This is a genomic window from Rahnella sp. RFA10(1/100) (genome assembly GCF_004195115.1).
Taxonomy (GTDB): domain Bacteria; phylum Pseudomonadota; class Gammaproteobacteria; order Enterobacterales; family Enterobacteriaceae; genus Rahnella; species Rahnella perminowiae.
On record NZ_SEWR01000007.1, the window covers coordinates 114,309 to 139,839 of the forward strand.

At 52.3% G+C, this 25,531-nt stretch carries 31 protein-coding genes; 13 read left to right on the forward strand and 18 right to left on the reverse strand.

The features are described 5' to 3' along the window. Positions 1–45: 45 nt before the first annotated feature. Complete coding sequence (gene degS, locus ETV65_RS19335; RefSeq protein ID WP_129954722.1) at positions 46–1,113, forward strand: outer membrane-stress sensor serine endopeptidase DegS; 1,068 nt, start codon at positions 46–48, stop codon at positions 1,111–1,113. Positions 1,114–1,188: 75 nt separating this feature from the next. Here the strand turns inward: degS and murA are convergent, their stop codons facing one another. The 7 genes from murA to mlaF all read right to left on the reverse strand — a co-directional run bounded on the left by murA (position 1,189) and on the right by mlaF (position 6,083). After that, positions 1,189–2,448 (reverse strand): UDP-N-acetylglucosamine 1-carboxyvinyltransferase, encoded by a 1,260-nt coding sequence (murA, locus tag ETV65_RS19340; RefSeq protein WP_129954723.1) that lies wholly within the window; start codon positions 2,446–2,448, stop codon positions 1,189–1,191. A gap of 67 nt (positions 2,449–2,515) precedes the next feature. After that, positions 2,516–2,770 (reverse strand): BolA family iron metabolism protein IbaG, encoded by a 255-nt coding sequence (gene ibaG, locus ETV65_RS19345; protein ID WP_129954724.1) that lies wholly within the window; start codon positions 2,768–2,770, stop codon positions 2,516–2,518. Positions 2,771–2,938: 168 nt separating this feature from the next. After that, the gene (mlaB, locus tag ETV65_RS19350; protein ID WP_129954725.1) at positions 2,939–3,253 is read right to left on the reverse strand and encodes a lipid asymmetry maintenance protein MlaB; all 315 of its coding nucleotides are present in this window, start codon (positions 3,251–3,253) and stop codon (positions 2,939–2,941) included. Then, the gene (gene mlaC / locus ETV65_RS19355; RefSeq protein WP_129954726.1) at positions 3,250–3,885 is read right to left on the reverse strand and encodes a phospholipid-binding protein MlaC; all 636 of its coding nucleotides are present in this window, start codon (positions 3,883–3,885) and stop codon (positions 3,250–3,252) included. Before mlaC ends, mlaB begins: the two co-directional genes overlap by 4 nt. Positions 3,886–3,926: 41 nt before the next feature. Next, positions 3,927–4,478, reverse strand: coding sequence for an outer membrane lipid asymmetry maintenance protein MlaD (mlaD, locus tag ETV65_RS19360; protein ID WP_129954727.1), 552 nt, complete (start codon positions 4,476–4,478; stop codon positions 3,927–3,929). A 3-nt stretch (positions 4,479–4,481) separates the two neighbouring features. Continuing rightward, complete coding sequence (gene mlaE, locus ETV65_RS19365; RefSeq protein ID WP_015698890.1) at positions 4,482–5,264, reverse strand: lipid asymmetry maintenance ABC transporter permease subunit MlaE; 783 nt, start codon at positions 5,262–5,264, stop codon at positions 4,482–4,484. Positions 5,265–5,279: 15 nt separating this feature from the next. Next, positions 5,280–6,083 (reverse strand): phospholipid ABC transporter ATP-binding protein MlaF, encoded by an 804-nt coding sequence (gene mlaF / locus ETV65_RS19370; protein ID WP_129954728.1) that lies wholly within the window; start codon positions 6,081–6,083, stop codon positions 5,280–5,282. Positions 6,084–6,390: 307 nt separating this feature from the next. On the opposite strand from mlaF, the gene ETV65_RS19375 reads away from it, so the two are divergent. From ETV65_RS19375 to npr, 11 genes are all read left to right on the forward strand, one after another. Then, positions 6,391–7,368, forward strand: coding sequence for a calcium/sodium antiporter (locus tag ETV65_RS19375; RefSeq protein ID WP_129954729.1), 978 nt, complete (start codon positions 6,391–6,393; stop codon positions 7,366–7,368). A 19-nt stretch (positions 7,369–7,387) separates the two neighbouring features. Next, entirely contained in the window at positions 7,388–8,374 is a 987-nt protein-coding gene (gene kdsD / locus ETV65_RS19380) for an arabinose-5-phosphate isomerase KdsD (protein ID WP_129954730.1), read from the forward strand. A gap of 16 nt (positions 8,375–8,390) precedes the next feature. After that, positions 8,391–8,957 carry a 3-deoxy-manno-octulosonate-8-phosphatase KdsC gene (gene kdsC, locus ETV65_RS19385; RefSeq protein ID WP_129954731.1) on the forward strand — a complete coding sequence of 189 codons (567 nt, stop codon included), beginning with the start codon at positions 8,391–8,393 and terminating at the stop codon, positions 8,955–8,957. Next, entirely contained in the window at positions 8,954–9,523 is a 570-nt protein-coding gene (gene lptC / locus ETV65_RS19390) for an LPS export ABC transporter periplasmic protein LptC (RefSeq protein WP_129954732.1), read from the forward strand. Before kdsC ends, lptC begins: the two co-directional genes overlap by 4 nt. Further along, a complete protein-coding gene (gene lptA, locus ETV65_RS19395; RefSeq protein WP_129954733.1) occupies positions 9,501–10,058 on the forward strand; it encodes a lipopolysaccharide ABC transporter substrate-binding protein LptA in 558 nt (185 codons plus the stop codon). Before lptC ends, lptA begins: the two co-directional genes overlap by 23 nt. A 6-nt stretch (positions 10,059–10,064) precedes the next feature. Next, entirely contained in the window at positions 10,065–10,790 is a 726-nt protein-coding gene (gene lptB / locus ETV65_RS19400) for an LPS export ABC transporter ATP-binding protein (RefSeq protein WP_013577257.1), read from the forward strand. A 101-nt stretch (positions 10,791–10,891) separates the two neighbouring features. Next, positions 10,892–12,325, forward strand: coding sequence for an RNA polymerase factor sigma-54 (gene rpoN / locus ETV65_RS19405; RefSeq protein ID WP_129954734.1), 1,434 nt, complete (start codon positions 10,892–10,894; stop codon positions 12,323–12,325). A 23-nt stretch (positions 12,326–12,348) separates the two neighbouring features. After that, a complete protein-coding gene (hpf, locus tag ETV65_RS19410; protein ID WP_013577259.1) occupies positions 12,349–12,636 on the forward strand; it encodes a ribosome hibernation promoting factor in 288 nt (95 codons plus the stop codon). A gap of 98 nt (positions 12,637–12,734) precedes the next feature. Continuing rightward, positions 12,735–13,217: a PTS IIA-like nitrogen regulatory protein PtsN gene (ptsN, locus tag ETV65_RS19415; protein WP_173362074.1), complete on the forward strand. Its 483-nt coding sequence runs from the start codon at positions 12,735–12,737 to the stop codon at positions 13,215–13,217. A 67-nt stretch (positions 13,218–13,284) separates the two neighbouring features. Continuing rightward, positions 13,285–14,139 (forward strand): RNase adapter RapZ, encoded by an 855-nt coding sequence (gene rapZ / locus ETV65_RS19420; protein ID WP_129954735.1) that lies wholly within the window; start codon positions 13,285–13,287, stop codon positions 14,137–14,139. Continuing rightward, the gene (gene npr / locus ETV65_RS19425) at positions 14,136–14,408 is read left to right on the forward strand and encodes a PTS phosphocarrier protein NPr (RefSeq protein WP_120131579.1); all 273 of its coding nucleotides are present in this window, start codon (positions 14,136–14,138) and stop codon (positions 14,406–14,408) included. The genes rapZ and npr overlap by 4 nt, the downstream gene beginning before the upstream one ends. A 134-nt stretch (positions 14,409–14,542) precedes the next feature. Here the strand turns inward: npr and ETV65_RS19430 are convergent, their stop codons facing one another. The 9 genes from ETV65_RS19430 to ETV65_RS19475 all read right to left on the reverse strand — a co-directional run bounded on the left by ETV65_RS19430 (position 14,543) and on the right by ETV65_RS19475 (position 22,248). Beyond that, the gene (locus ETV65_RS19430; protein WP_129954736.1) at positions 14,543–16,462 is read right to left on the reverse strand and encodes a PRD domain-containing protein; all 1,920 of its coding nucleotides are present in this window, start codon (positions 16,460–16,462) and stop codon (positions 14,543–14,545) included. A 241-nt stretch (positions 16,463–16,703) separates the two neighbouring features. Next, positions 16,704–17,444: a KDGP aldolase family protein gene (locus ETV65_RS19440; RefSeq protein WP_129954737.1), complete on the reverse strand. Its 741-nt coding sequence runs from the start codon at positions 17,442–17,444 to the stop codon at positions 16,704–16,706. Beyond that, positions 17,441–18,568, reverse strand: coding sequence for a DgaE family pyridoxal phosphate-dependent ammonia lyase (locus ETV65_RS19445; protein ID WP_129954738.1), 1,128 nt, complete (start codon positions 18,566–18,568; stop codon positions 17,441–17,443). The genes ETV65_RS19440 and ETV65_RS19445 overlap by 4 nt, the downstream gene beginning before the upstream one ends. Then, on the reverse strand, positions 18,558–19,691 hold the full coding sequence (locus tag ETV65_RS19450; protein WP_129954739.1) for an amidohydrolase/deacetylase family metallohydrolase: 1,134 nt from the start codon (positions 19,689–19,691) through the stop codon (positions 18,558–18,560). Before ETV65_RS19450 ends, ETV65_RS19445 begins: the two co-directional genes overlap by 11 nt. Positions 19,692–19,762: 71 nt before the next feature. Next, the gene (locus ETV65_RS19455; RefSeq protein ID WP_129954740.1) at positions 19,763–20,410 is read right to left on the reverse strand and encodes a DUF4310 family protein; all 648 of its coding nucleotides are present in this window, start codon (positions 20,408–20,410) and stop codon (positions 19,763–19,765) included. Positions 20,411–20,422: 12 nt separating this feature from the next. Beyond that, positions 20,423–21,199 (reverse strand): DUF4311 domain-containing protein, encoded by a 777-nt coding sequence (locus tag ETV65_RS19460; RefSeq protein ID WP_129954741.1) that lies wholly within the window; start codon positions 21,197–21,199, stop codon positions 20,423–20,425. Between the two features lie 32 nt (positions 21,200–21,231). After that, positions 21,232–21,531 (reverse strand): DUF4312 family protein, encoded by a 300-nt coding sequence (locus ETV65_RS19465; RefSeq protein ID WP_129954742.1) that lies wholly within the window; start codon positions 21,529–21,531, stop codon positions 21,232–21,234. Then, complete coding sequence (locus tag ETV65_RS19470) at positions 21,531–21,896, reverse strand: SFCGS family glycine-rich protein (RefSeq protein ID WP_120508349.1); 366 nt, start codon at positions 21,894–21,896, stop codon at positions 21,531–21,533. The genes ETV65_RS19465 and ETV65_RS19470 overlap by 1 nt, the downstream gene beginning before the upstream one ends. Before the next feature lie 46 nt (positions 21,897–21,942). Further along, positions 21,943–22,248: a PRD domain-containing protein gene (locus ETV65_RS19475; protein WP_205951615.1), complete on the reverse strand. Its 306-nt coding sequence runs from the start codon at positions 22,246–22,248 to the stop codon at positions 21,943–21,945. Between the two features lie 444 nt (positions 22,249–22,692). Between ETV65_RS19475 and rnk the strand changes: the two genes are divergently transcribed. Next, entirely contained in the window at positions 22,693–23,103 is a 411-nt protein-coding gene (gene rnk / locus ETV65_RS19480) for a nucleoside diphosphate kinase regulator (protein WP_015698907.1), read from the forward strand. A 443-nt stretch (positions 23,104–23,546) separates the two neighbouring features. Here rnk and cybC read toward each other — a convergent pair whose 3' ends face one another. After that, positions 23,547–23,933, reverse strand: a complete 387-nt coding sequence (gene cybC / locus ETV65_RS19485; protein ID WP_129954744.1) for a cytochrome b562 — start codon at positions 23,931–23,933, stop codon at positions 23,547–23,549. A gap of 146 nt (positions 23,934–24,079) precedes the next feature. Then, entirely contained in the window at positions 24,080–25,420 is a 1,341-nt protein-coding gene (pmbA, locus tag ETV65_RS19490; protein WP_129954745.1) for a metalloprotease PmbA, read from the reverse strand. Between the last annotated feature and the right edge of the window lie 111 nt (positions 25,421–25,531).

The window sequence follows — 25,531 nt, forward strand, 5'->3', positions numbered from 1 at the left end:
GTCATGCTATTCTTCCCTCACTTTTATCTCGCATCCCATACACCCATGTTTGTTAAGCTCTTGAGATCCGCTGTTATCGGCCTGATTGTTGCTGGCATTTTGCTGGCGGCGGTACCTATGTTGCGTAAAAACATCACAGAACCGCTGTTTGACAAAAACTTCGCCCAGAACAGCGAAGAACCCGTCAGTTATAACTCAGGCGTCCGCCATGCTGCTCCGGCCGTGGTGAATGTCTATAACCGCAACATGGGTAACAGTACACAGAACGAACTGGCCATCCGCACACTGGGTTCCGGTGTGATCATGAATGATAACGGCTATATCCTCACCAATAAACACGTGATCAATAATGCCGATCAAATTATCGTCGCCTTGCAGGATGGCCGCGTATTCGAAGCGTTGCTGGTCGGCTCTGACAGCCTGACTGACCTGGCCGTGCTGAAAATCAACGCCGGAAATCTGCCGGTCATCCCGATTAATCCACATCGTACCCCGCATGTCGGTGATGTCGTGATGGCAATCGGTAACCCCTATAACCTCGGTCAGACAGTCACACAGGGCATTATCAGCGCCACCGGTCGTATTGGCCTCAGCCCGTCCGGCCGCCAGAACTTTCTGCAAACCGATGCCTCGATCAATCAGGGGAACTCCGGCGGTGCGCTGGTGAATTCGCTCGGGGAACTGATGGGGATTAATACGCTGTCCTTTGACCAAAGTAATGACGGCGCCACGCCGGAAGGCATCGGCTTTGCTATCCCGACCGCACTGGCGACAAAAGTCATGGGCAAGCTGATTCGTGATGGCCGTGTTATTCGGGGTTATATCGGGATCAGCGGGCGTGAAGTTTCCCCTCTGCACGGGCCGAACAGCGGGCTGGATCATATTCAGGGAATTGTGGTGAACGAAGTCACGCCAAATGGCCCGGCGGCAAATGCGGGTATGCAGGTCAGAGACGTGATTATTAACGTCAACAACAAACCGGCCGTTTCCGCTATCGAGACCATGGATCAGGTAGCAGAAATTCGTCCGGGAACCGTCATTCCGGTAGAAATTATGCGTGATGGTCAGAAACTGACATTGCAGGTTACGGTGCAGGAATATCCTGACCACTGACAACCATTCATTGCAGAAACGAAAAAGCCGGAAAGGTTTCCCCTTCCGGCTTTTTTATTGCGCAGGCGTTATGAATCACTCGCCTTTAAAGCGCTCGATTTTTGCACCCAGCTGACGCAGTTTATCTTCGATACGCTCGTAGCCACGATCGATGTGATAAATACGGTCAACCACGGTCACACCTTCGGCAATACAACCCGCCAGAACCAGACTTGCAGAGGCCCGTAAATCGGTCGCCATCACCTGAGCGCCAGACAGTTTTTCAACGCCATGGCAAATGAGGGTGCTGCCTTCGATTTCAGCGTGTGCGCCCATACGGATCAGTTCAGGTATGTGCATGAAACGGTTTTCAAAGATGGTTTCGGTGATCACACCTGTACCTTCTGCTACCAGGTTCAGCAAGCTGAACTGCGCCTGCATGTCAGTCGGGAAGCCCGGATGCGGCGCGGTGCGGAAGGTCACTGCTTTGGCGCGTTTGCCATGCATATCGAGACTGATCCAGTCTTCGCCCACTTCAATATCGGCACCGGCTTCACGCAATTTTGCCAGTACGGCATCCAGCGTATCAGGTCGGGCTTCGCGACAGGTAATCTTGCCACCGGAAATCGCCGCCGCCACCAGGAAGGTGCCGGTTTCGATACGGTCAGGCACCACGCGGTAAACCCCGCCGCCCAGACGGGCAACACCTTCGATGGTAATTTTATCGGTGCCCGCACCGGTAATTTGCGCACCCAGTGTATTGAGGAAATTCGCGGTATCGACGATTTCCGGCTCACGCGCGGCATTTTCAATAATGGTGGTGCCTTCAGCCAAGGTCGCCGCGCTCATGATAGTGACCGTTGCGCCCACGCTGACTTTATCCATCACAATGTGCGCGCCTTTCAGGCGGCCATCGACAGAGGCTTTCACATAGCCTTCTTCCAGAACAATGGTCGCGCCCAACTGTTCCAGACCCGTAATATGCAGATCAACAGGACGTGCACCGATAGCACAGCCGCCCGGTAAAGAAACTTCGCCGCGACCGAAACGCGCCACCAGCGGGCCAAGCGCCCAGATGGAAGCACGCATGGTTTTTACCAGATCATACGGCGCACAAAACTCATTCACCGCACTGGCGTCAACGAAAACAGAACCGTTACGTTCGATTTTGGTGCCCAGCTGGCTCAGCAGCTTGATGGTGGTATCGATATCTTTCAGGTGAGGAACGTTCTGGAGTTCAACAGGTTCTTCAGCAAGCAGTGCGGCAAACAAAATAGGAAGTGCTGCATTTTTTGCACCAGAGATAGTGACTTCACCACTCAGGCGAGTCCCACCCTGTACACGAAATTTATCCATTATGACTGCTCTCTATTTATTAAAACGACAGGTCAGATAGGAGGAAGCTGCCGGAACGCCGGCAGTCTTATAAACCGCTCAGTTTACGGTCACGCGCCCATTCTTCAGGGGTATAAGCCTTGATAGACAGAGCGTGGATTCGATTGTCGGCGATGTATTCCATCAGCGGCGCGTAAACGGTCTGTTGTTTTTTCACGCGGCTCATGCCATCAAACATCGCACCAACGACAATGGCCTGAAAATGACTGCCATCGCCAGTAATGTGGGCTTCGTCCAGTGCCAATGCCTTCATCAGCACGTCTTTAATTTCACTCGTTTCCATAGGGATCTATTCTTCTGAAGAATCATAACAGCCCGATATCTTATAGGGATTGGCGCAATTCTTAAACCACGAAAAAGCCCCTGACGAAGAGTTTCGCACAGGGGCTTTATGGACATACCGATAACGCTTCATATCCCACAGCCTAACCCACGGGAACTGCTCAACTATTTATTCAACAGAACAAGTCGTGGTCTCCGACGGAATAATGTCCTGAAGGTTATACAAAGCAATCAGTGTTCTCAGCCTGTCAGTGATACCCGCAATCGTCAGCGTGATCCCCTGCTGACTGGCTTCCTCGCGTAAATGCACCAGCAAAGCCAGGCCAGAAGAGTCAACACGCGCCAGCCCGGAGACGTCCAGACAGGTCACGCCGGGCATCAGCTTTTTGCGTACATCCCAGAATGCCACCAGCGTTTCGCGATCTAACTCACCGTGCAACGACAGTCGCGGCGGCTGCGATTCCCAGCGCAGGGCTTCACTCATTGTTGTTTATCCAGCGTGATCGGCTGAGCAGCGGCTTGTTTCAGGCGCTCAGTCAGGCCATCAATACCTTTCTGGCGCAAAATATCTGCCCATTCGTTCTGTTTGGTCGAAATCATGCTGACGCCTTCGGCGATCATGTCATAAGCCTGCCAGTCGCCGGTGCGGCTGTTTTTACGCCACTGGAAATCCAGACGAACCGGAGGACGGCCGTTCGGATCGGTAATCGTGACACGGATAGCAATGATGTCTTTACCTGCGTAGGACTGCTCAGGCTGCACCGTATAGTTCTGGCCGTTGTACATCGCCAGAGCCTGGCCGTAAGCCTGTTGCAGGTAGTCTGAGAACGCCGCGAAGTAAGCGTCGCGCTGTGCAGGTGTCGCCTGTTGGTAATAGCGGCCTAACACCAGCGCGCCGGCGTATTTGATTTGCACATACGGCAACAATTCTTCACGAACAATCTGGCGCAGATAGTTAGGATCCTGCTTGATTTTCGGTTGTTCGGTTTTGAGGCGGGTGAAGGTTTTGCTCGCCGCTTCATTCATCACGCTGTAAGGATTGGTCTTGTCCACGGCGGCATTCGCCAGCGGAGCCATAACCACCAGCAGTGCAGCGATCACTAAACGTTTAAACATACTTATTTCCTCTTTTATGGAGAATCCGTGATGGCAAATTGTTAATGGGCAGCCGGTTGCGGCGCCGTATTGGCGTCAGGTGCAGCATTCCCTGCAGGTGCCGCCGTTGCGTCAGGATCAGCCTTACCATCGCCACTCTTATACAAGAACTGACCAATCAGGTCTTCGAGAACCAGCGCTGATTTAGTGTCCTGAATAACGCCACCGTTTTTAAGGATAGTCGTTCCCATTTCAGGGTCTTCAAAACCAATATTCAACGCCAGGAATTGCTCGCCCAGCAGACCAGACGTGCGGATCGCCAGCGTACTGGTGCTCGGGATCTGGTTGTATTTCTGGTCGATATCCATTTCTACACGTGGAGAATAATTTTTATCGAGCGTGATGCTGCTGACGCGGCCGATCACCACGCCACCGACTTTGACCGGTGAACCGCTTTTCAGGCCACCGATATTGTCGAAGTCAGCAGAAATACGGTAAGTCGGGTCGGAGCCGATTGAACGGATGTCGGCCACTTTAAGACACAGGAAGATCACAGCAATCAAAGCGATGATTAAAAATGCGCCTACCCAGATTTCACTCTTTTTCGTTTGCATGGTTTAATTTCCAAACATCAGTGCTGTCAGCACAAAATCCAATCCCAGCACCGCCAGTGACGAATGCACCACAGTACGTGTCGTTGCCCGGCTAATCCCTTCGGACGTCGGTATCGCATCATAGCCATTGAACAATGCAATCCAGGTCACGGTGATAGCGAAAACAAGGCTTTTAATCAGACAGTTAAGCAGGTCGGTCCGCCAGTCTACGGCAGTTTGCATCGCTGACCAGAAGAAACCACTGTCGATGCCTTTCCAGTCCACTCCCACCAGCGATCCCCCCCAGATCCCCACGGCAACAAAAATCGCCGTCAGCAAAGGCATGGAAATCAGACCGGCCCAGAAACGCGGTGCCACAACGCGGCGCAGCGGATCAATGGCCATCATCTCCAGGCTGGAGATTTGCTCGGTGGCTTTCATCAATCCCAGTTCAGCGGTCAGCGCAGAACCCGCGCGCCCGGCGAAAAGCAGTGCAGTGACCACCGGTCCAAGCTCGCGCAGTAAAGAGAGCGCCACCATCATACCGAGGCTGGCCTCAGCGCTGTAGGTGGTTAAAATCAGATACCCCTGCAAGCCAAGCACCATGCCGATAAACAAACCGGAAACCAGGATAATCAACAGGGAAAGTACGCCAACGCTGTAAAGCTGCTTGATCAGCAGCGGCCATTGTTTGGCAAATTGCGGCTTACCGACCAATGCCCGAAAGAGCATCAGTCCGGCACGACCAAAAGACGCACAGGTGTTTATCCCGCGACGTCCGACTGAGGCGAGTGCCTTAGTTAACATAAGCAGATAACTCCATCATCCGAGCAACTCGGTTTTGTAATCACCGGCCGGGAAACGGAAAGGCACCGGTCCGTCGGCAATACCATCCAGGAACTGACGAACGCGCGGATCAGGATTATTTTGCAACTCCTCTGGCGTACCTTCTGCGATGACATGCTGTGCGGCCACGATATAGGCATAATCAGCAATGCTCAGGACTTCAGGCACGTCGTGGGAAACCACAATGCACGTCACGCCCAGCGCATGGTTCAGCTCATCAATCAGTTTGACCAGAACGCCCATGGTGATCGGATCCTGCCCCACAAAAGGCTCATCGAACATAATCAGCTCAGGGTCCAGCGCAATGGCACGCGCCAGTGCGACGCGCCGCGCCATACCACCGGACAATTCGGCAGGCATCAGATTACCGGCACCGCGCAACCCTACCGCTTCCAGTTTCATGGTCACCGTACTGCGCAGTAATTCCTCCGGCAATTTGCTGTGTTCACGCAACGGGAACGCCACATTTTCGAACACAGTCAGGTCAGTAAACAATGCACCGGACTGAAACAACATGCTCATTTTCTTGCGCGACTCGTACAGCTTGCGACGGGACAATGTCGGAATGTTGTCGCCGTCGAACCAGATTTCGCCGTTGTTGGGCGTAAGTTGACCGCCGATCAGACGCAGCAAGGTGGTTTTACCGATCCCCGAAGGCCCCATGATTGCGGTGACTTTGCCACGCGGCACTGTCATATTTATCTCTTCGAAAATGGGACGATCGCCACGCACGAAACTCATGCCCTTGATCTCAACCAGATTCGATTCGCTTTGACTCATTCAGTTTTTCCCTTCGGAATGCTTTCGCTAAGAATACGTCTGACACGCACAGGGTATCGTATAACTTTGGTATTTTTACAAAAACTTACCCCGGTTTCGTTACCAAAGTTGCCATCGATTTACTTTTCAGCCACAGATGGTCAAAATCAACCAATTACCATTTTAAATTAAAAGCCTTCATCGTCTAACATACAGGAACCTGGTGGCATTGTTTTCAGACAAAATGTCGCCTTAGCTCATGTTGACGAAGGAATCGCCTGCCCGTAAAGGCAACGAACCTCGCATTATACCCAATAAAGGATGTTTCATGCTTCTCGCTATCGTACTGATGATTGTCGGCTTGTTACTGTTAGTGTATGCCGCTGATCGTCTGGTGTACGGAGCCGCAGTGCTGGCTCGCTCGATAGGCATCTCCCCGCTGGTAATTGGTATGACTGTCGTCGGCGTCGGAATATCTCTTCCTGAACTGGTCGTTTCCACCACCGCGGCTATCAACGATCAGATGGATTTGGCCATCGGAAACGCCATTGGTTCGAATATCATTAATATTCTTCTGATTTTGGGCGGTGCCGCCCTGATTCATCCACTTTCCGTTCGTTCTGATATATTACGCCGCGAACTCCCATTATTGTTACTGGTGACGGCTCTGTGTGGTTTTCTGTTAAGCGACGGAGAACTCAGCCGGCTTGATGGTGTTTTGTTGCTGGCCAGTGCAGGCGTGTTCATGATGCTGGTGATAAAAATCGCCCGTGCTGCCGAAAAAGAAGGCCTGGATACGCTGACCTATGAGCAAATGTCCGAACTTCCACAAGACAGCAGCAATACGGTCGCATTTTTATGGCTGGCGCTGGGCTTTATCATCATGCCCCTGGCATCGGGCATGATCGTTGATAACAGCACCGTCATCGCACGTTATCTGGGTGTCAGCGAACTGGTGATCGGCCTGACGGTCATCGCCATCGGTACCAGTCTGCCGGAACTGGCGACCTTTATCGCCGGTGCTATCAAAGGCGAAGATGACATTGCGCTGGGTAACATCATTGGCGCAAACATTTTTAATACCTGTCTGGTGCTGGGATTACCCGCGCTGGTGGCACCAGGTTCGTTCAACCCGGACGCATTTCATCGCGATTATTGGGTCATGCTGGCGGTCAGCGTGGTGCTTTCCGGGCTATGCCTGATGCGTAAACACCGTATCGGCCATTTAGCCGGTGCATTATTGCTGTGTGGATTTATCGCCTATATGGCAGTGCTGTTCCTGTTACCAGACAGCATTGCCTTCTGAACTCTGTCAGGAACCGACTATGGCTAACGATACCTTCGCCCCCGGTTTTGATTTTCAGGCCGTCGGACGTGATGTACTGAAAACAGAACGTGAAGGACTTGAGCAGTTAGATCAATACATTAACGGTGATTTTACCCGCGCCTGCGAAAAAATTTTCGCCTGCAATGGCAAAGTCGTTGTCATGGGCATGGGCAAATCCGGTCATATTGGCCGTAAGATGGCCGCCACCTTTGCCAGTACAGGCACGCCGGCCTTCTTTGTGCATCCCGGTGAAGCCAGCCACGGTGACCTGGGCATGGTGTCAAAGCAGGATGTCGTCATTCTGATTTCCAACTCCGGTGAAGCCCATGAAATTCTGGGGCTGATTCCGGTACTCAAACGCCTGGGCATTACGCTTATCTGCATGACGTCTAACCCTGAAAGCACGATGGGAAAAGCGGCGGATGTCCATCTTTGTGTAAAAGTGCCCAAAGAAGCCTGCCCGCTGGGGCTGGCACCGACCAGCAGCACCACAGCGGTGCTGGTGATGGGCGATGCTCTGGCTGTCGCACTGCTGGAAGCTCGCGGGTTCACACCGGAAGATTTCGCCCTGTCACACCCTGGCGGAGCACTGGGTCGCAAGCTGTTGCTTCGCGTCAGCGATATCATGCACACCGGAGATGAGATCCCGCACGTCAGCCGCGAGGCGTCGTTACGGGATGCGTTGCTGGAAATCACCCGTAAAAATCTGGGCATGACGGTTATCTGCAACGATTTGATGAAAATCGAAGGGATTTTTACCGATGGGGATTTACGACGCATCTTTGATATGGGTGTCAACATCAATACGGCATCAATTGCGGATGTGATGACGACAGGCGGCATTCGCGTACGTCCGTCACTGCTGGCAGTTGATGCGCTGAATTTAATGCAGGACAAACACATCACGTGTGTGATGGTTGCTGATGGTGACCAGTTGCTGGGTGTGTTACATATGCACGATATGCTGCGCGCTGGCGTAGTTTAATTGAGGAATTCCCTAAATGAGTAATAGCGCAGCCCTGGCGGAAACCTGCTACGGTCCGGTCAGTACGCAAGTGCTTGAACGGGCGAAAGCGGTCCGCCTGCTGATTTGCGATGTCGATGGCGTCATGTCTGATGGCCTGATCTATATGGGAAATCAGGGAGAAGAGCTGAAAAGTTTCAACGTTCGCGATGGTTACGGTATCCGCTGCCTGCTGACATCCGGCATCGAAGTCGCGATTATTACAGGCCGCAATGCAAAATTACTGGAAGATCGCGCTAAAACTCTGGGTATTCGCCACTTGTATCAGGGCCAGTCGGATAAGCTTTTGGCCTTCCGCGAACTGTTAGATACACTGTCTCTTCGGGCCGAAGAAGTGGCATACATTGGTGATGACCTGATTGACTGGCCGGTGATGGCCGAAGTGGGTCTTTCTGTGGCGGTTCAGGATGCACATCCTGTTTTGTTACCAAAAGCGCATTATGTTACCCGTATCGCTGGCGGGCGTGGTGCAGTTCGCGAACTGTGTGATTTGATTCTGCTGGCGCAGGGCAAGCTGGAGGACGCCAAAGGGCTGTCGATATGAGTAAAGCAAAACTTTGGGTTATTCTGGCGCTTACCGCCATTGTCCTGGTGCTGATTGGCTGGTCATTGTCTGACAACAGCGATGATGTTCCGCAGGTGGTTAACGATCAGGATCCGACTTATCAGACTTCCCACACCGTTACGATGGTATATGACCCGATGGGCAGCCTGACGTATAAACTGGTGTCAGACGAGGTAAAATATTACACCACGGATCAGGTGTCGTGGTTTACTCATCCGGTCGCGACCATGTATGACAAGAACAAAGTAGCCACCTGGGTATTACGTTCCGATAAAGCGAAACTGACTCAGGATAAGATGCTTTATCTCTATGGGCATGTGCAGGCCGATAGCCTGACGCCTGAGACATCACAGCTGCAAAGAATCAAAACGGACAATGCACAGGTTAACCTGACGACACAGGACGTTGCCTCAGACGATGAAGTGACGCTTTATGGTACAGGTTTTACATCTAACGGCATGAAAATGCGTGGTAATCTGCGTGATAAAACAGCAGAGCTGATCGAAAAGGTATCGACTTCCTATGAAATTCAAAGCAAAAAATAAAATCCGTGATCTTCTGATCGTCAGCTCATTGTTAGCCGTCAGCGTTCCGGCATTTGCCTTAAAAGACGACACAACGAAACCGATCACCATTGACTCGGCAAATCAGGCACTCGACGTCAACACCAATACCGCGACGTTTACCGGCAATGTGGTGGTGAATCAGGGCACGATCCAGGTTAAAGCCGATAAAGTGGTGGTGATACGTCCGCAGGGTGTGTCCGGTAAAGAAGTGGTAGAAGGTTACGGTAACCCGGTGACGTTCTATCAGATGCAGGACAACGGTAAGCCGGTAAGAGGCCATGCCCAGAAAGTCCGCTACGAAGTGGAAAATGACCTCGTCACGCTGACCGGCAATGCTTACCTTGAGCAACTGGACAGCAATGTGAAAGGCGACCGCATTACTTATCTGGTACAGAAACAGCAAATGGAAGCTTTTAGTGATAAGGGTAACCGTGTGACGACCGTTCTGGTCCCTTCGCAGCTGCAACAAAAAACGCCTGCAGCGGGCGGCCAGCCGACCAAAAAGAGTAACTGATATTTTATGGCTAAATTAATCGCAGAGAATCTCGCCAAGGCATACAAAGGCCGTAAGGTCGTTGAAGATGTCAGCCTGATGGTCAACTCGGGTGAAATCGTCGGGTTATTGGGCCCAAATGGTGCGGGTAAAACCACCACCTTTTACATGGTCGTGGGCATTGTCCAGCGCGATGCGGGCCGTATCATCGTTGATGATGAAGACATCAGCCTGCTGCCGCTGCATACCCGCGCCCGTCGCGGTATTGGTTATCTTCCGCAGGAAGCCTCCATATTCCGTCGTCTCAGTGTATTTGATAACCTGATGGCGGTGCTGCAGATCCGTGATGATCTGACCAAAGAACAGCGTAATGACCGCGCGAATGAATTAATGGAAGAGTTCCATATTTCTCATTTGCGCGATAACCTCGGTCAGTCACTGTCCGGTGGTGAACGACGTCGTGTGGAAATTGCCCGTGCGCTGGCAGCAAACCCTAAATTCATCCTGCTGGATGAACCGTTCGCCGGGGTTGACCCGATTTCCGTTATCGACATTAAAAAAATCATTGAGCATTTACGTGACAGCGGCCTCGGCGTACTGATCACTGACCATAACGTGCGCGAAACACTCGACGTTTGTGAACGCGCGTATATTGTCAGTCAGGGGAAATTGATTGCCCACGGCACGCCAGCCGACATTCTTGCTGATGAACAAGTTAAACGTGTTTATCTTGGTGAAGAATTCCGTCTGTGATCTGTGCCGCCGGAACCGTGCCTGTTTCCACCTACACTGAAACAGGCCGTCTCTGACAGAAGTGTTGCCGTTTTCACTCATCAACGGAATTAAGCCAAGATATGAAGCAAGGTTTGCAACTCAGACTCAGCCAACAACTGGCTATGACTCCCCAGTTACAACAGGCCATCCGCTTGTTGCAACTGTCCACGCTTGAGCTCCAGCAGGAGATCCAACTCGCGCTGGAGAGCAACCCTCTGTTGGAACAAACTGACCTTCATGAAGAAATCGACTCGGTAGAAGCCACCGACAGCGAGGGGTTAGACACCCGTGAGGCGCTCGAGCAAAAAGATATGCCGGAAGAATTGCCGCTCGACGCGACCTGGGATGAGATTTACACCGCAGGCACGCCGTCCGGTACCGGTAATGATTACAGCGACGACGAGCTGCCCATTTATCAGGGTGAAACCACCCAGACCCTTCAGGATTACCTGATGTGGCAGGTTGAGCTGACACCGTTTTCTGATACTGATGCCGCGATTGCCACATCAATTGTCGATGCGGTGGATGACACCGGTTACCTGACCGTCTCCCTTGAAGACATCCTCGAAAGCGTCGGTGATGAAAACATCACGATGGACGAAGTTGAGGCCGTGCTTAAACGCGTTCAGCGTTTTGATCCGGTGGGGGTGGCAGCACGTGACCTGCGCGATTGTCTGCTGATCCAGCTGTCTCAATATGCCACTGACACGCCTTTCATCACTGAAGCCCGTCTTATCATCAGCGAACATCTCGATTTGCTGGCGAACCATGATTTCCGCGCACTTATGCGATCAACCCGGTTAAAAGAAGATACACTCAAAGGAGCGATGCTTCTGATCCAGTCTCTGGATCCGCGTCCGGGTCAGTCGATCAATACCGGCGAATCCGAATACGTGATCCCGGATGTGCTGGTGCGTAAAGTGTCAGGGGTCTGGACGGTAGAACTCAATTCCGACAGCATTCCGCGTCTGAAGATTAACCAGCAGTACGCCGCGATGGGTAACTCCACACGCAGCGACAGCGACGGGCAATTTATCCGCAGCAATCTGCAGGAAGCCAAGTGGTTAATTAAAAGCCTGGAAAGCCGTAACGACACGCTGTTGAAAGTGACGCGCTGCATCGTTGAGCAGCAGCAGGCGTTCTTTGAACTGGGTGAAGAATTTATGAAACCTATGGTGCTGGCCGATATTGCCAGTGCCGTTGAAATGCACGAATCGACGATTTCACGCGTGACGACACAAAAGTTCCTGCACAGTCCGCGTGGTATTTTCGAACTGAAGTATTTCTTCTCCAGCCATGTCAGTACAGACAGCGGCGGCGAGGCATCGTCAACCGCGATCCGGGCGCTGGTGAAGAAATTAATCGCAGCGGAGAATCCTGTAAAACCGCTCAGTGACAGCAAGTTAGCAACCCTGCTTTCCGATCAGGGAATTATGGTTGCGCGCCGGACTGTCGCCAAATACCGAGAGTCTTTGTCCATCCCGCCCTCAAACCAACGTAAACAGTTAGTTTGACCTCAACAGAGAAGGAAGACATTATGCAGCTCAACATTACCGGACATCACATTGAGATCACGGATCCCCTGAGAGAGTTCATCACGTCGAAACTGGCTAAGCTCGAGCAGTATTTCGACAGGATTAATCAGGTGTATGTGGTGTTGAGCGTGGAAAAGGTGCAGAAAGTAGCGGAAGCCACTTTGCATGTGAACGGAGGCGAATTACATGCCACCTCGGAACATCAGGATATGTACGCAGCGATTGACGGGCTGGTTGATAAACTGGCCCGACAGCTGAATAAACATAAAGACAAACTGAAACAGCACTGACATTCATGTAGCCAACCCTGTGCTACAAACCTTCGGGCATCGGCTTGTGACCTTCGGGAAACGAGCCGATATAGCTTTAAGGGTGAAACAGCGCAAAAGTGAAAGATGACATGATTAACGATACTGCAATGCAATTAACGTCGGTGCTTAATGCCGAATGCACCAAAAGCGGCGTTCATTGCGCCAGCAAAAAACGCGCACTGGAAATCATCAGCGAGCTGGCCGCCAAACAATTAAATTTGTCGCCACAGGTGATTTTCGACGCTATTTTGACCCGCGAACGTATGGGGAGCACCGGGATCGGTGCCGGGATCGCCATCCCGCACGGTAAGCTGGAAGAAGACACTTTACGTGCCGTTGGCGTGTTCATTCAGCTTGAACAGCCGATTGCTTTTGACGCCATCGATAATCAGCCGGTAGATTTGCTTTTTGCCTTGCTGGTACCGGCAGATCAATGTAAAACCCATTTACATACATTATCTTTAGTCGCGAAGAAATTAGCTGATAAAACAGTATGTCGGCGTCTGCGTGGTGCGCAAAGCGACGAAGAACTGTTCCAGATAATGACTGAAAACGAATAAATTGCTGATTCCCGGTACGGTGCCGGGAAAATGAATTCTGAACACTGAATGCCAGGGGAGTGTCACCATGGTGCTGATGATTGTCAGCGGCCGTTCCGGTTCCGGGAAGTCGGTTGCCCTACGGGCATTAGAAGACATGGGTTTTTACTGTGTGGACAATTTACCGGTGGTGTTATTGCCGCAGCTTGCCCAGACACTCGTTGAACGTAATACGTCAGCGGCCGTGAGCATTGACGTCCGTAACATGCCGGAAACACCCGAAGTTTATGAGCATGCGATGTCACAACTGCCGGAGAGTTTTTCGCCGCAGCTGTTATTCCTTGATGCCGACCGTAATACTTTGATCCGCCGTTACAGCGACACCCGTCGTCTGCACCCGCTTTCCAGCAAAAATTTGTCCCTCGAAAGTGCCATTGATGAAGAAGCCGATCTGCTCGAACCGCTGCGTTCGTCGGCGGATCTGATCATCGATACCTCCGAAATGTCCGTTCATGAACTGGCAGAAATGCTGCGTACCCGTCTGCTGGGTAAACGCGAGCGCGAACTGACCATGGTATTCGAATCCTTCGGCTTCAAACACGGCATACCGATTGATGCGGATTACGTCTTCGACGTCCGTTTTCTGCCGAACCCGCACTGGGATCCGAAACTGCGTCCGATGACCGGCCTTGATAAGCCGGTGGCGGCGTTCCTCGACCGTCATACTGAAGTGCATAACTTTATCTACCAGACCCGCAGCTACCTCGAACAGTGGCTGCCAATGCTGGAAACCAACAACCGCAGCTATCTGACCGTCGCCATTGGCTGTACTGGCGGTAAACACCGTTCGGTGTACATCGCAGAGCAACTGGCCGACTATTTCCGTTCCCGCGGGAAGAATGTGCAGTCCCGCCATCGCACGCTGGAAAAACGCAAATCATGACGGTGAAACAAACGGTAGAAATCAAAAACCGGTTAGGCATGCACGCCCGACCGGCAATGAAATTGTTTGAACTGGTGCAGAGCTTTGAATCAGAAGTTATGCTGCGCAACGGCACGGGCATTGAAGCGGAGGCCAGCAGTGTTATCGCGCTGCTGATGCTCGACTCCCCGAAAGGCCAGAAAATCGAAATCGAAGCCACGGGGCCCGATGAAGAACAGGCGCTCACCGCTGTCGTAAATCTGATCAACTCCGGTTTTGACGAGGACTAATCCCCGTCATATTTCAAGTTGCAGGTGCGTTGGCTGCGCTCAGTCACCCGAATCACTTACCTGTGTAAGCTCATCGGGACTCCTTCGTTTGCCGCCTTCCTGCAACTCGAACTATTTTGGGGATAAGTAAGATTTTAAATGCGTGAAAGGCAATCTATTGCAATTGCCTTGAAGCTTTCAAAATTCTCACTGCTCAGCAAACGGCTCATTGAGCGTTCCCGCACAAACGTCACGAATAAATCGTAAATCGCCATCGCCTCTTCATAATCTGCTTTGCTGATCGCCAGCAGGAAAATTACGTGTGCGGTCTCCCCTTCTCCCCATGCAATGCCCTGGGGAGAGAGCAACGTGATTACCACGGTTTTCTTTGCCAGCAACCCCAGCGAGTGCGGCAGCGCAATGCCTTCACCCAGCATGGTCGAGACAATCTCTTCACGCTCTACCACCGACGGATAAAACGCCTGATCGACATAACCTTCCGCTTCCAGCTGCGAGCACACATGGCGGAATAACTCCGCCTGCGTCATCGGTTCATTGATGATCATAAAATGTTTTTCGTCGAAGAATTTTTCCAGCATATAAGGCCGCGTGCGGTCTACCAGAACCAGTTTACCGAGCTGCTCCATTTGGTATTCGGTCGGGAATGGCGACAGCACCACCACCGGCTTATTTTTCTCACTGATGCGGGCATTGGAAATAATAAAATCTTCGTCGATGTGTTCCAGTTGCTCATAATCACGCAACGTCACAACCTGCTTCATCACCAGTTGCGGATACTTGCGATTAATCTGCGCCTGAATCATGCGGATTGTCGAATTGCCGGTATCACATACCAGCATCACCTGCGGGTGTCGCTGGTAGCCGATATTGTAATGCCGCTCCAGCCCGACGCCGATGTGCAGCACCAGAAAACCAATCTCGTTTTCGCTGAGTGTATACGGCGTGTATTTCCCCCAGCTTGAAACCGCCGCCAGCGTGACGTCATAAGCCATCGGATAATGCTGTTTGATGTTGTTTAGCAGCGGATTGGGAATATTAATCTGATACTTCACCCGCGTAATCATGGTCTTAATGTGCGTCAGCAGATCAGCACGCAGCTGCTTATCGCCTTGCAAATCATAGTTATAGTGCGAGTTGATATACGAAAGGATGTAATCGACCAGCGATTCATCATCATCTGCATTGATGTCTGTCGGCAGAATTTGCTGTACGCGACGCGCGGCGATATTCACCCGCAGATACGCCTCTTCAGAGGCAGGAATTTCCTTGCCGACCAGCGCTTTCAGCTCTGCCGCCAGCCTTACAGAAACCTGTTTCACCGCCGGGTCGCCATCTTCGGCATCAAAATCAGTCAGCGGATAGCCCCTGGCGATACGCTTAATGGCCACCGCACAATAGAGGATCAGATAGTGCTCGCCCTCATCAGTTAGCTGAATAGAAGACTGACTCAGAAGCTGATGCATAAAGCGCGTCAGTGGCACCAGCGCTTCCGGTTCCAGGCTTTCCGATTTGAGCAGCGGATTGGTTTGTTCTTCAGCATCGAGCTGAAACAGCAGGTCAGTCAGGCAGGCACGGATTGCCAGCTCAGCGCCAAACAGCTTCATGCCATAGCGCGGCTTGGTTTCGATATTCAGGTGATAGCGGGCCAGATGCTCCCTTACCTCAGCCATATCATTTTGCAGAGTTCCGCGGCTGACAAACCATTCATCGGCCAGATCTTCCAGCTTTAATGAAAAGGCAGAAGTCAAAAAGCGGATCAACAACGTCTTCACCCGCCCGGCGGCTGTGCGGGGTGTCGGATTCGGTTTAGGTTGTGTCGATTGCTGCAACGACGAGAACAGGCCATGGTCATCAATCCGCAGCTGATATCCGCTGCCACGACTGTGTATAAAAGTCGCGCCATAGTCTGCGATGATTTCATTAAGCGCAGTGATATCCGCACGAACCGTTCGCGTCGACACCGACAGACGTTTTGCCAGTTCGTCCTGAGGCAGCGTTTCGGTTTGCAGCGCATCAAACAGTTGCGCCAGACGTTGATTGGGAAATCTCACCATAGTTCTTCCAGTTCGTTTCAACGGGCCCCCGTTCACAGCAAATGCGTGTCGCGAACGGGGGTGTCACTGTTGCCGCGCCATTTAAGGCACCATCACCCTCGGTGAGGGGCTGCCCACCGTCACATAACTATCGGAAAAGACAGCGTGCCGCTTTCGGCTGATACCTTGAATCTGGTGATGTTATCGCTTCGTTGATTCATTGCGTAAATATATTTGTCCTCCGGCAGCAAGTGTCAGAACCTTAACCCACCAGTTTTCTGACGCTGGCCAGCAGGGTTTTCACATCCTCAGGACGCGTATTACCCGATGCACTGTCGATGATCGAGCTGTAAATATGCGGGATGATTTTGGTGACACCTGCCGCCAGCGCGATTTCCATAATCGGCTCGAAGTTTTCCAGGTCGATACCGCCGGTCGGCTCAAGCCAGAAATCCTGTTCGGCACAGGCACGGGCCACGGCAGCGAATTCGTCACGGGTTTTCAGGCCCCCCATCGGGAAATACTTCACCGAGCTGCCCCCCATGTCTCTGAGCAGCGCAATGGCCGTTTCTACCGGCACAATCGCGTCAGCAGAGCCTGAACTCAGCGGTCCGGTATTGATTTTCACAAAGCCGGCTTTACCGGTTGGCGAAATCAGACCGTTCACCACGCTGTCATTCTGCCCCAGCAAGGCACGGCTGGTGCCGACACCGGTAAAGACCTGGTTGACGTGTTGCGGCTGAACCTGTGCAGAAATCTGGCTGACCATCAGCGACTGACGCGGATCGCCTGCGCCTAACCCGACGGACAAAGCGTTTTCAATCAGCGCCGCATATTCCTTCATATCCGCTACCGCGCTGGCCACATCCGCGTAATTTTTTGACAGCACGCCGACCAGCACGTGGCCTTCTGCGGCTTCATAGATATCACGCGCATTGTTTTTTGAGCCGGCCAGAACGTTCAGACACACACGGTCACGGTAGAAGTTCGGAGTCAGCTTCATGCGTTGTCTCCCTTGAAAAGTTGTTTAAAACGTTGCGCGACGATGGCAAGCTGAGGCGGCGTTACGCTGCGTACGTCGACTTCAATCTTGCCTTCATTGGCCCGGTAACCACGAAAATAAATCGCGATATCGCCGTTCTTCATGGCGTCCACAATGGCTTTGGTTTTCCAGCCGAGTACGGCTTCATCGAAAGTAATTTCCGTGCGGGCGATATCACGTCCGGCGCTGTCCCAGACCACGCGGCCAGTCACACCCTTAATTTCGTTCAGGCTGGCAATGAATGGCGTCATCTTGTCGACCATTTCCTGTCCGGTGGTTTTCGGCAGGGTGAGATAGCTTTCGATCGCCTGCGTCAGGCCGAGAATGCCTTCTTTGCCGACTTTCATCGCACGGCCAATGCCGCCGGATTGCAGTTTTACCCATTCGACATACTGTTTTTTACCGAGCACCAGGCCACTGGTCGGCCCTTCGATGGCTTTAGCACCGCTGTAAATCACCAGATCCGCACCCGTTTCGTAATAACACGTCAGATCTTCTTCAGCGGCAGCATCGACGATCAGCGGCACGTTATGTGCACGCGCCACTTCGGCGGCTTCGGCGACTGATAAAATACTTTTCTGCACCGAGTGGTGTGATTTGATGTACATGATTGCGGCCGTGCGCGGCGTAATGCAGGCGGCAAGTTGCGCGGCAGAACATTCGTTGGCATAACCGGCTTCCACTACCTTGCCGCCGCCCATCGTCACCATCGTTGCGACCGGCGCACCGAAATTCACGTTGTGGCCTTTTGGCAGCACGATGTCGTGCGGAATGTCCAGCGGCGCGGCATGCAGGTTTTCCAGCAGCCAGGCATCATCTTTCACAATCACCGCCGCGACAGATTGCGCGATCCCGGCCGAGGCGCAGGAGACGACCACCGCGCTTTCGACGTGAAGCAATTTCGCGATGTAAGCGCCGGTTTTGTTCACCAGATCTTTCATTTCAAAGTAATGATTCAGACCGGTATTCACTACCGCTGCCACTTCCTCGCGCGGAGTAGAAACACCCAGTGCCGTCATGCGACCTGATGCGTTAATAACCTGTTTTAAATCATATTTTTCATATAAAGATTGTTCAGAAGACATGAGCAGATTTCCCTTCTTCGGTTAACAGGATGACACCCGCGACCACGGCGGCCAGGGGCACCAGCACACTTTCGCCCTTCGCGGACTTTCCTTCGGAATCAATAAATACCTGCGGTGCCTGACGTAACTCGAACAGTGTCAGATCGGCATCTGCGCCTGCGTCCAGACGGCCTTTGGCAGGCAGACAGAGTGCACCGGCGGCGTGAGTGGTCACGCAATCAATGACCTGTGGCAATGTCATGCCGACGCTGAAGAACTTCGACATTACGGTCGCCAGACTGTGAACCGGCCCGTTCAGGCGGTTGCGGCAATAAATATCGGAGCTGATGGTGTGCGGCAAAATGCCCTGCTTAATAGCCAGTTCTGCTACTTCAAAGCTGAAACTCGCAGTGCCATGACCGACATCCAGCAACACGCCACGGCTGAGCGCACGCTTAACGGAGTCGCGCAGTACGCCTTCCGGCGAGAGAATGCGGTTCGGCTTGCCGTTATAACAGTGAGTAATGATGTCACCTGAGGTCAGCAAATCAGCGATTTCATCGAGGTTCGGCGGGTTATTGCCGATATGCACCATCAGCGGCAGAGGAGCGTTTTCCTGCTGTATTTCTTTGGCGCGCACCAGCGGTTTCAGGCCGTTCTGCCCGACCACGCTGCTGCTCATGCGTGCTTTGATACCAATGATAAAACCGGGATTTCGCGCGATGGCATCACGCACGCCGATCTTGTCAATCTGCGTCATATCCGCCAGTTCGTTTTGCGTCACAATGCCGGTGCGGGCGATATTCAGGAAAGCATAAACATTGGTTTTCGCCTTACGGGTGATCTGATAGAAATCGTCGATATCATTTGCGCCAGTGCTGCCGGCATCCGCCACGGTGGTGACACCGCAGGCGACCCCGATCAGATCAGCTTCATCATGATAAATCGGCGATTTCGGGTAACAGTGAACATGGGAATCGATCCAGCCAGCGCTGGCGTAAACCTTACCCTGCAGATCGAGAGTCTGGCGGGCAGTGGCACCGGGGGCCAGTGTGCCAATGGCGGCAAATTTGCCGTCGCGAATTGCAATATCAGTCAGGCTACCGTCTGCGCGTAATGCCTGCCGGATGATTAAGTCATACATACGACATTCTCCATAATCTCGGGCATCAGGAATGCTCCTGACGCCCGTTTACCGCTGATCCGCTGCTATTGCTACAGTGAAACAGGGAAGATAGCGCCCAGCACCATCGCACCGAGAATGGCACCACCGGTAATCGGCTTCTGCCACAAATAGAAACCCAGCGCACCCATCAGCGAGCCCAGACCGATAGGAATCGATGCCGCCATGGCTGACAGGATAATCAGCGGCCCGAGGAAGCGGCCCGAGGCGTTACCCGCGCCCATCATGACGTCAGCACCGTAGGTTGAATTGCTCTGATTGATGGTAAATTTACGCGCCAGAATGATGATGTATCCCACGGCTAGCCCGAGGATCAGGCCGGTCACCAGTGAGGCCGCGAAGTTCGCCACCGGAAAGATGATCCCGGCGCCGAGCAACAGTGCCGGAACGCCCAGGCCGATACCGGTCTGGATCGCGCCGCCGATATCGAGAATACCGACCAGCGAGCCTTCGATGATGCGGGCAAACAGGAAACTGGCACCGAAAGCCGCCACTGCGCCGTACACGCCGGTGTCCATGCCGGAACGTAGCATCGACACAAAGGCCACTTCGTTAAACGCGCCGATGCCGTACAGGTAATACATATGTGTCCCAGCGAAAACGCCGGAAGACAGCAGTCCGACAAAGATCGGGAACGACCACTCGGCGTACCAGAAACCACGTTTGGCTTGTTCTTCCATTGTCATGCTCCCTTACTTACCGCTGAGTGAATTGTGAATGCCGTTCAGCCATGTCGGGACGTCCAGCATGAATGACTGCAACAGCTTGACGTCGAACCCGCGGAAGAAGCCGCTGAGGACAAACAGCGCGATAATCGCCGCCATCATCACTTTGGTGACGTGGTTCCAGCCGCTTTCTTCAACACCTTTACCAATCAGAATACCCAGCACCAGACCCGGCACGGCGTTACCCATGATCATCTGCGCCATACCGCCAAAAATGGTGGCCCAGAAACCGGAACGACGCCCTGCATCGATTGCCGCCAGCCAGAAAATTACCGGCATCACGGTGTTTACCAACAGGTTAGCCGCAGGTACCAGCACTTTAATTGCCGTAACCTGTAACGCTGCAGGTACCGCAGAGGCGGTAGTGTTGAGGAAGGCGACCACGATCATGCCGATGATGCCGCCCGCAATTGCCATCTTGCGCGGGTCGTGCAGGGTTTCAGCCACATTGCGGTTTTTGAACATCAGGGCGGCGGTTGCCCAGTGAGGAATAATGCGGTGGTCAACGTCCTGAGTGAAAGAACCTGCCGCCACGGAAGAAGCCCAGGCGTTGAAGAAGAAGCCGAGACCAAAGGAGAAATGTGAAGCCGGATCGCCTTCACAGGAGTTTAATTCCCCAAGCGTACGAAAAGCCCCCATTCCCTGCACGGTGGGTGCATGAAACATACGTGCGGCACCCGCACCTACGCCCACACCGACCAGTCCGCCGATAATAAGCGACTTAAATAAAATAATTAAAAACATCAGTATATCCTTGTCATTTATAGCTAACGTTTTTATTTCGTGACAAAAACTACCTGTTCCGTATTAATAACAGTCAGGTTGACGGTAATGTCTAACGCCACGTAATAACTCTTTCTTTCCCTGGCCAGAAAAAAGAACAGAAACTTTTCCCTTTTGACTGATTCTTCTGCCTTTATTATCTTGACGTCCTGCGGTTCAATGCGTAGCAAGACATTATTGGCAGATGACTTGAGAACCGTTCTCTGAACCTGACTCAGTGCGGAAGAAAAGGCGGCAGCCTTATTTTCGCCTTTTCCTTCAACCCGGACCGTCGTGGTTAATTGTTGCTTCATTACGCCTGACCATACTTCTTGTTATAAGCTTCAACCAGACGCTGCCCCAGTTCTTCTTTATCCATAAAGCCGAACCCTAATACCAGACAGCCTTCGTTAATTGCCGTAACTCCTTCATCCACGGAGCGCATCCCATATTTAGCTTTATATCCGTATTTGTTTTGTGCGGTAATCGCACCCGCACCGCCACTGCCGCAGAAAGAAATACCTAAGCTGGCACCCTCTGCTTTCATCACATCGCCGAGTTTCATATCTGCTGCCATGCCAGGGACAACAATGGCTTTTCCACCCGCTGCTTCCACGCCTGCTGCCACTTTCTGGCCTTTCCCTAAACGGTCGCCGATCACCACTAATACTTGTCCCATGTTTCACATCTCCGGATTAATTAATTCGCTAAATTTTCGGTAAAATTTATTCAGGCTCATTATCTCTTGCGACTTCGAAATGCACCGAGAGTAAATACGCCTCCTCAATCGGTAAATTTCCAAACCAGCTGACCACTTCCTCTGCCATTTGCATGGACTCGGCAGAAATTTCATCAAATAAATCTTTCTCGACATCAGGTAACGGCTCGCCGGTAATAGAGCGTAATACCATGGCTTTAACGTGTGACGTTAACATCTGCAACTGAACATCTGTGGTGTAGATATTCTTTGCACTTTGCATCGCCTGAATATCCTTTAATACTTGCTCTGTTATCGCCGCCGCATCATTCAATCCAATCCGCCCGACCCCGTTCACAGATGCGCTTGCGTTATTCACTCGCGATTACCTCTCTCCTTGTCTGACTCACTATTTCCAGCCGTTTATTTTGTCTGTCTTTACCCTAACCCCGAGTACATTTCCTGTGTAGAGGGTCTTTTTCCAGTTCGAAGTGGAAATACGATGCGCTGAGCAGATCTCATTCGCAAAACGAAAAGTTAAGTCGCCATATCACTGAATATTGCGGCATGTAGCAGCGTATTTCGCTGGTAATCGGAATTTTCGCAATACGGATTAATTCCCACACAATGCTTTCATTTCCGCCTGAGAATGCCTAGTATCAAAGAACACATGCAAATTACCGACACCCCCGCGCTCACCCGCGGGGGTGTTATTTTTTGCCGACCGGCACCCCACCCGCATGAGGCGGGTGATGCAAAAGGAACCACGGAGAATGTTATGAGTAAACCGACACTGATCATCAACGAACTTGACGCAGAACGCCTGGATACACTGCTGGCACAACCGGCCTTTGCCAACAGCCCGGTGGCCGATGCACTGAACGAAGAGTTAGATCGCGCAGAGATTTTGCCGCCTGAGCAAATTCCGGCCGATGTGGTCACGATGAACAGCAAGGTACGCTTTACAGAAGGTAAAGACGGCGAAGAACACATCCGCACGCTGGTGTATCCGGCAGCATTGCAGGACAGCAACGAGCAATTATCGGTGATGGCTCCGCTCGGTGCTGCGCTGCTGGGGCTGCGCGTGGGCGAAAGCATTACGTGGGAAATGCCCAATGGTGCTGAGAGTGACATTACCGTGCTGGAGTTGTTGTTTCAGCCGGAGGCAGCGGGAGAGTTGAGACGTTAAGGGTTTTCTTTTGCAGAAGCCGCTGCAATGGCGGCTTTACTTAAGAATGAGAAAATTTCGGTTTCTCATATGCAGAAGCCGCTGCACTGCTTTACTAAAGACCGAGAACATTTCGGTTTCTCACCTGCGGTGATCGCTTAACGCGCAGCGCCGAAACCGCCCAAGAGGGAGAAGTGCTTTCTCCCTCTTGGATCTCCCTCCGTTTTTTTACTGCGCGCTGTCGCTGGCGGCTATGTTTCAGGTAACGCGGAGACAGGCTGGAAATCTGAAACATAGCCAGCGAGCGGAGCGCGCAGTTTAAGACGTGGAAATTCCAAAGAGGGCTCGTCTTAGCCCTCTTTGGTCGGTTTCGGCGCGAAAGACCGAGCGATCACCGCGATTAAAAAACCGAAACTTTCACCGCCCTCAGCATTGAGAATGCCGCTCAGACACCGGCCATCTGCTTACTTAAACTTCTTGTGGTTCTCATTCCTTGTGGCTTTAAACCCTTCCGCTTCTTTCTTCGCTTCATCAATCTTTCCGGCTTTCGCCAGTTCTGACGCCTTATCAATCTGTCCGATCAACGTATCCAGCCCTTTGTGATAATCCTGTATTTCAGGGCTGTCAGGGGCTTTACCTTTCAGTTTTGGTGGCGTCGCTTTTTTCGCGTCTTCGGCAGCCGCTTTCATGTTTGCCAGACCCGTGGTCAGCTCGGCCTGATCGTTGGTTTTCAAAACCTTGCCGTAGTTATCAGCAATGGTGTCCATGTCCGTTTCTAAATCTGCTGCCAGTGCTGCCGTGCTGCTTCCGAGCAGGGCTATCACCGCTAACGCCATCAGTTGTTTACGCATGATTTTCTCTCTGTTGTTATTTATTTGTTAGATAAAACGACATTACTTGTAAGGCTTTATAAAAATAAGCTGAGAGAGAGAAAAACGGCATGAATTTTTTGTAAAGAATTAAAGCAGCGATCGGGCGACCGCTGCTTCAGGAAGGGTTATTCGCCAGCGATTTTCATTGCGGGTAACAGCACGGAACCACACTGGATATTGCTGCGAGTCTCGATATCGCTACCAATCGCGACCATGTTGCGCCACATATCTTTCAGATTACCGGCAATGGTGATTTCGCTAACCGGATATTGAATTTCACCATTCTCGACCCAGAAACCGGCCGCGCCACGTGAGTAATCACCGGTGACGCCACTGACGCCCTGTCCCATCAGCTCAGTGACGACCAGGCCTTTATCCAGTTTACGCAGCATGCCTGCGAAATCATCCCCCTGACCCGCGATGCGCCAGTTGTGGATGCCGCCCGCGTGACCGGTGGTTTGCAGACCCAGTTTACGGGCGGAATAACAGGTCATCAGCCAGTTTTGCAGCACGCCGTCTTTGACGATATCACGACGCTCGGTGCGCACACCTTCGCTGTCGAAGGGCGTGGAAGCCAGTCCCTGCAACAGGTGCGGATGCTCTTCAATAGTCAGCCAGTCCGGCAGGATTTGCTTACCCAAGCTGTCGAGCAGGAAAGACGATTTACGGTAAATGCTGCCACCGCTGATCGCCCCCACCAGATGCCCGAACAGACCCGTCGCCACTTCGGAAGCGAACAATACCGGTGCCTGCATGGTGGGTAATTTGCGCGGAGCCAGACGTGACAAGGTGCGGCGGGCACACTCGGTGCCGACCCACTCAGGGTCTTTCAGATCACTCATTTTGCGGGCGATGGAATACGCATAGTCGCGCTCCATGTCACCTTCGTGTTCAGCAATCACTGAAGCGGAAATGGAATGACGCGTTGAGCAATAGCTCTGCAACATGCCGTGGCTGTTGCCAAAAACGCGGATACCGTAATGGCTGTTGAAACTGCCGCCTTCGGTATTGGTGATGCGCTTATCAGCCTGCAAAGCCGCCTGTTCAGCACGGGCGGCCAGCTCGATACAGCGATCCGGATCCAACTCTTCCGGGTGGAATAAATCCAAATCCGGCGCATCAAATGCCAGCATCTCTTTGTCCGCCACACCCGCGAACGGATCCGGCGAAGTATAACGGGCAATATCCAGCGCTGCCTGCACGGTGTGGGAAATGGCATCCGGGCTTAAATCAGTAGAAGACGCGCTGCCCTTACGGTTCTGATAATAAACGGTAATCCCCAGTGCGCCGTCGCTGTTGAATTCAACATTTTCGACCTCGCCAAAACGGGTGCTGACGCCGATACCGGTGGTTTTGCTGACCGCAACTTCGGCGGCATCTGAACCCGCTTTCGCCAGTTCCAGCGCCTGAGATACGGCCTGTTCCAGGGTTTTACGCTGCTGCGCAACTTGATTGACTACATTCATCGGCATGCCATCGCTTATGAGATTAAGAGGTTGTTCTACACGGGTATTCAGAAACTAATATCTTTGAGTCTAACAGAGACTCGCCATAATTTCGCATTCACACCGGCGTTG

Excerpts from the sequence above, each read along its gene's own strand:
- degS (WP_129954722.1), top strand. The coding sequence starts at position 46 with ATGTTTGTTAAGCTCTTGAGATCCGCTGTTATCGGCCTGATTGTTGCT.
- murA (WP_129954723.1), bottom strand. The coding sequence starts at position 2,448 with ATGGATAAATTTCGTGTACAGGGTGGGACTCGCCTGAGTGGTGAAGTC.
- ibaG (WP_129954724.1), bottom strand. The coding sequence starts at position 2,770 with ATGGAAACGAGTGAAATTAAAGACGTGCTGATGAAGGCATTGGCACTG.
- mlaB (WP_129954725.1), bottom strand. The coding sequence starts at position 3,253 with ATGAGTGAAGCCCTGCGCTGGGAATCGCAGCCGCCGCGACTGTCGTTG.
- mlaC (WP_129954726.1), bottom strand. The coding sequence starts at position 3,885 with ATGTTTAAACGTTTAGTGATCGCTGCACTGCTGGTGGTTATGGCTCCG.
- mlaD (WP_129954727.1), bottom strand. The coding sequence starts at position 4,478 with ATGCAAACGAAAAAGAGTGAAATCTGGGTAGGCGCATTTTTAATCATC.
- mlaE (WP_015698890.1), bottom strand. The coding sequence starts at position 5,264 with ATGTTAACTAAGGCACTCGCCTCAGTCGGACGTCGCGGGATAAACACC.
- mlaF (WP_129954728.1), bottom strand. The coding sequence starts at position 6,083 with ATGAGTCAAAGCGAATCGAATCTGGTTGAGATCAAGGGCATGAGTTTC.
- ETV65_RS19375 (WP_129954729.1), top strand. The coding sequence starts at position 6,391 with ATGCTTCTCGCTATCGTACTGATGATTGTCGGCTTGTTACTGTTAGTG.
- kdsD (WP_129954730.1), top strand. The coding sequence starts at position 7,388 with ATGGCTAACGATACCTTCGCCCCCGGTTTTGATTTTCAGGCCGTCGGA.
- kdsC (WP_129954731.1), top strand. The coding sequence starts at position 8,391 with ATGAGTAATAGCGCAGCCCTGGCGGAAACCTGCTACGGTCCGGTCAGT.
- lptC (WP_129954732.1), top strand. The coding sequence starts at position 8,954 with ATGAGTAAAGCAAAACTTTGGGTTATTCTGGCGCTTACCGCCATTGTC.
- lptA (WP_129954733.1), top strand. The coding sequence starts at position 9,501 with ATGAAATTCAAAGCAAAAAATAAAATCCGTGATCTTCTGATCGTCAGC.
- lptB (WP_013577257.1), top strand. The coding sequence starts at position 10,065 with ATGGCTAAATTAATCGCAGAGAATCTCGCCAAGGCATACAAAGGCCGT.
- rpoN (WP_129954734.1), top strand. The coding sequence starts at position 10,892 with ATGAAGCAAGGTTTGCAACTCAGACTCAGCCAACAACTGGCTATGACT.
- hpf (WP_013577259.1), top strand. The coding sequence starts at position 12,349 with ATGCAGCTCAACATTACCGGACATCACATTGAGATCACGGATCCCCTG.
- rapZ (WP_129954735.1), top strand. The coding sequence starts at position 13,285 with ATGGTGCTGATGATTGTCAGCGGCCGTTCCGGTTCCGGGAAGTCGGTT.
- npr (WP_120131579.1), top strand. The coding sequence starts at position 14,136 with ATGACGGTGAAACAAACGGTAGAAATCAAAAACCGGTTAGGCATGCAC.
- ETV65_RS19430 (WP_129954736.1), bottom strand. The coding sequence starts at position 16,462 with ATGGTGAGATTTCCCAATCAACGTCTGGCGCAACTGTTTGATGCGCTG.
- ETV65_RS19440 (WP_129954737.1), bottom strand. The coding sequence starts at position 17,444 with ATGAAGCTGACTCCGAACTTCTACCGTGACCGTGTGTGTCTGAACGTT.
- ETV65_RS19445 (WP_129954738.1), bottom strand. The coding sequence starts at position 18,568 with ATGTCTTCTGAACAATCTTTATATGAAAAATATGATTTAAAACAGGTT.
- ETV65_RS19450 (WP_129954739.1), bottom strand. The coding sequence starts at position 19,691 with ATGTATGACTTAATCATCCGGCAGGCATTACGCGCAGACGGTAGCCTG.
- ETV65_RS19455 (WP_129954740.1), bottom strand. The coding sequence starts at position 20,410 with ATGGAAGAACAAGCCAAACGTGGTTTCTGGTACGCCGAGTGGTCGTTC.
- ETV65_RS19460 (WP_129954741.1), bottom strand. The coding sequence starts at position 21,199 with ATGTTTTTAATTATTTTATTTAAGTCGCTTATTATCGGCGGACTGGTC.
- ETV65_RS19465 (WP_129954742.1), bottom strand. The coding sequence starts at position 21,531 with ATGAAGCAACAATTAACCACGACGGTCCGGGTTGAAGGAAAAGGCGAA.
- ETV65_RS19470 (WP_120508349.1), bottom strand. The coding sequence starts at position 21,896 with ATGGGACAAGTATTAGTGGTGATCGGCGACCGTTTAGGGAAAGGCCAG.
- rnk (WP_015698907.1), top strand. The coding sequence starts at position 22,693 with ATGAGTAAACCGACACTGATCATCAACGAACTTGACGCAGAACGCCTG.
- cybC (WP_129954744.1), bottom strand. The coding sequence starts at position 23,933 with ATGCGTAAACAACTGATGGCGTTAGCGGTGATAGCCCTGCTCGGAAGC.
- pmbA (WP_129954745.1), bottom strand. The coding sequence starts at position 25,420 with ATGAATGTAGTCAATCAAGTTGCGCAGCAGCGTAAAACCCTGGAACAG.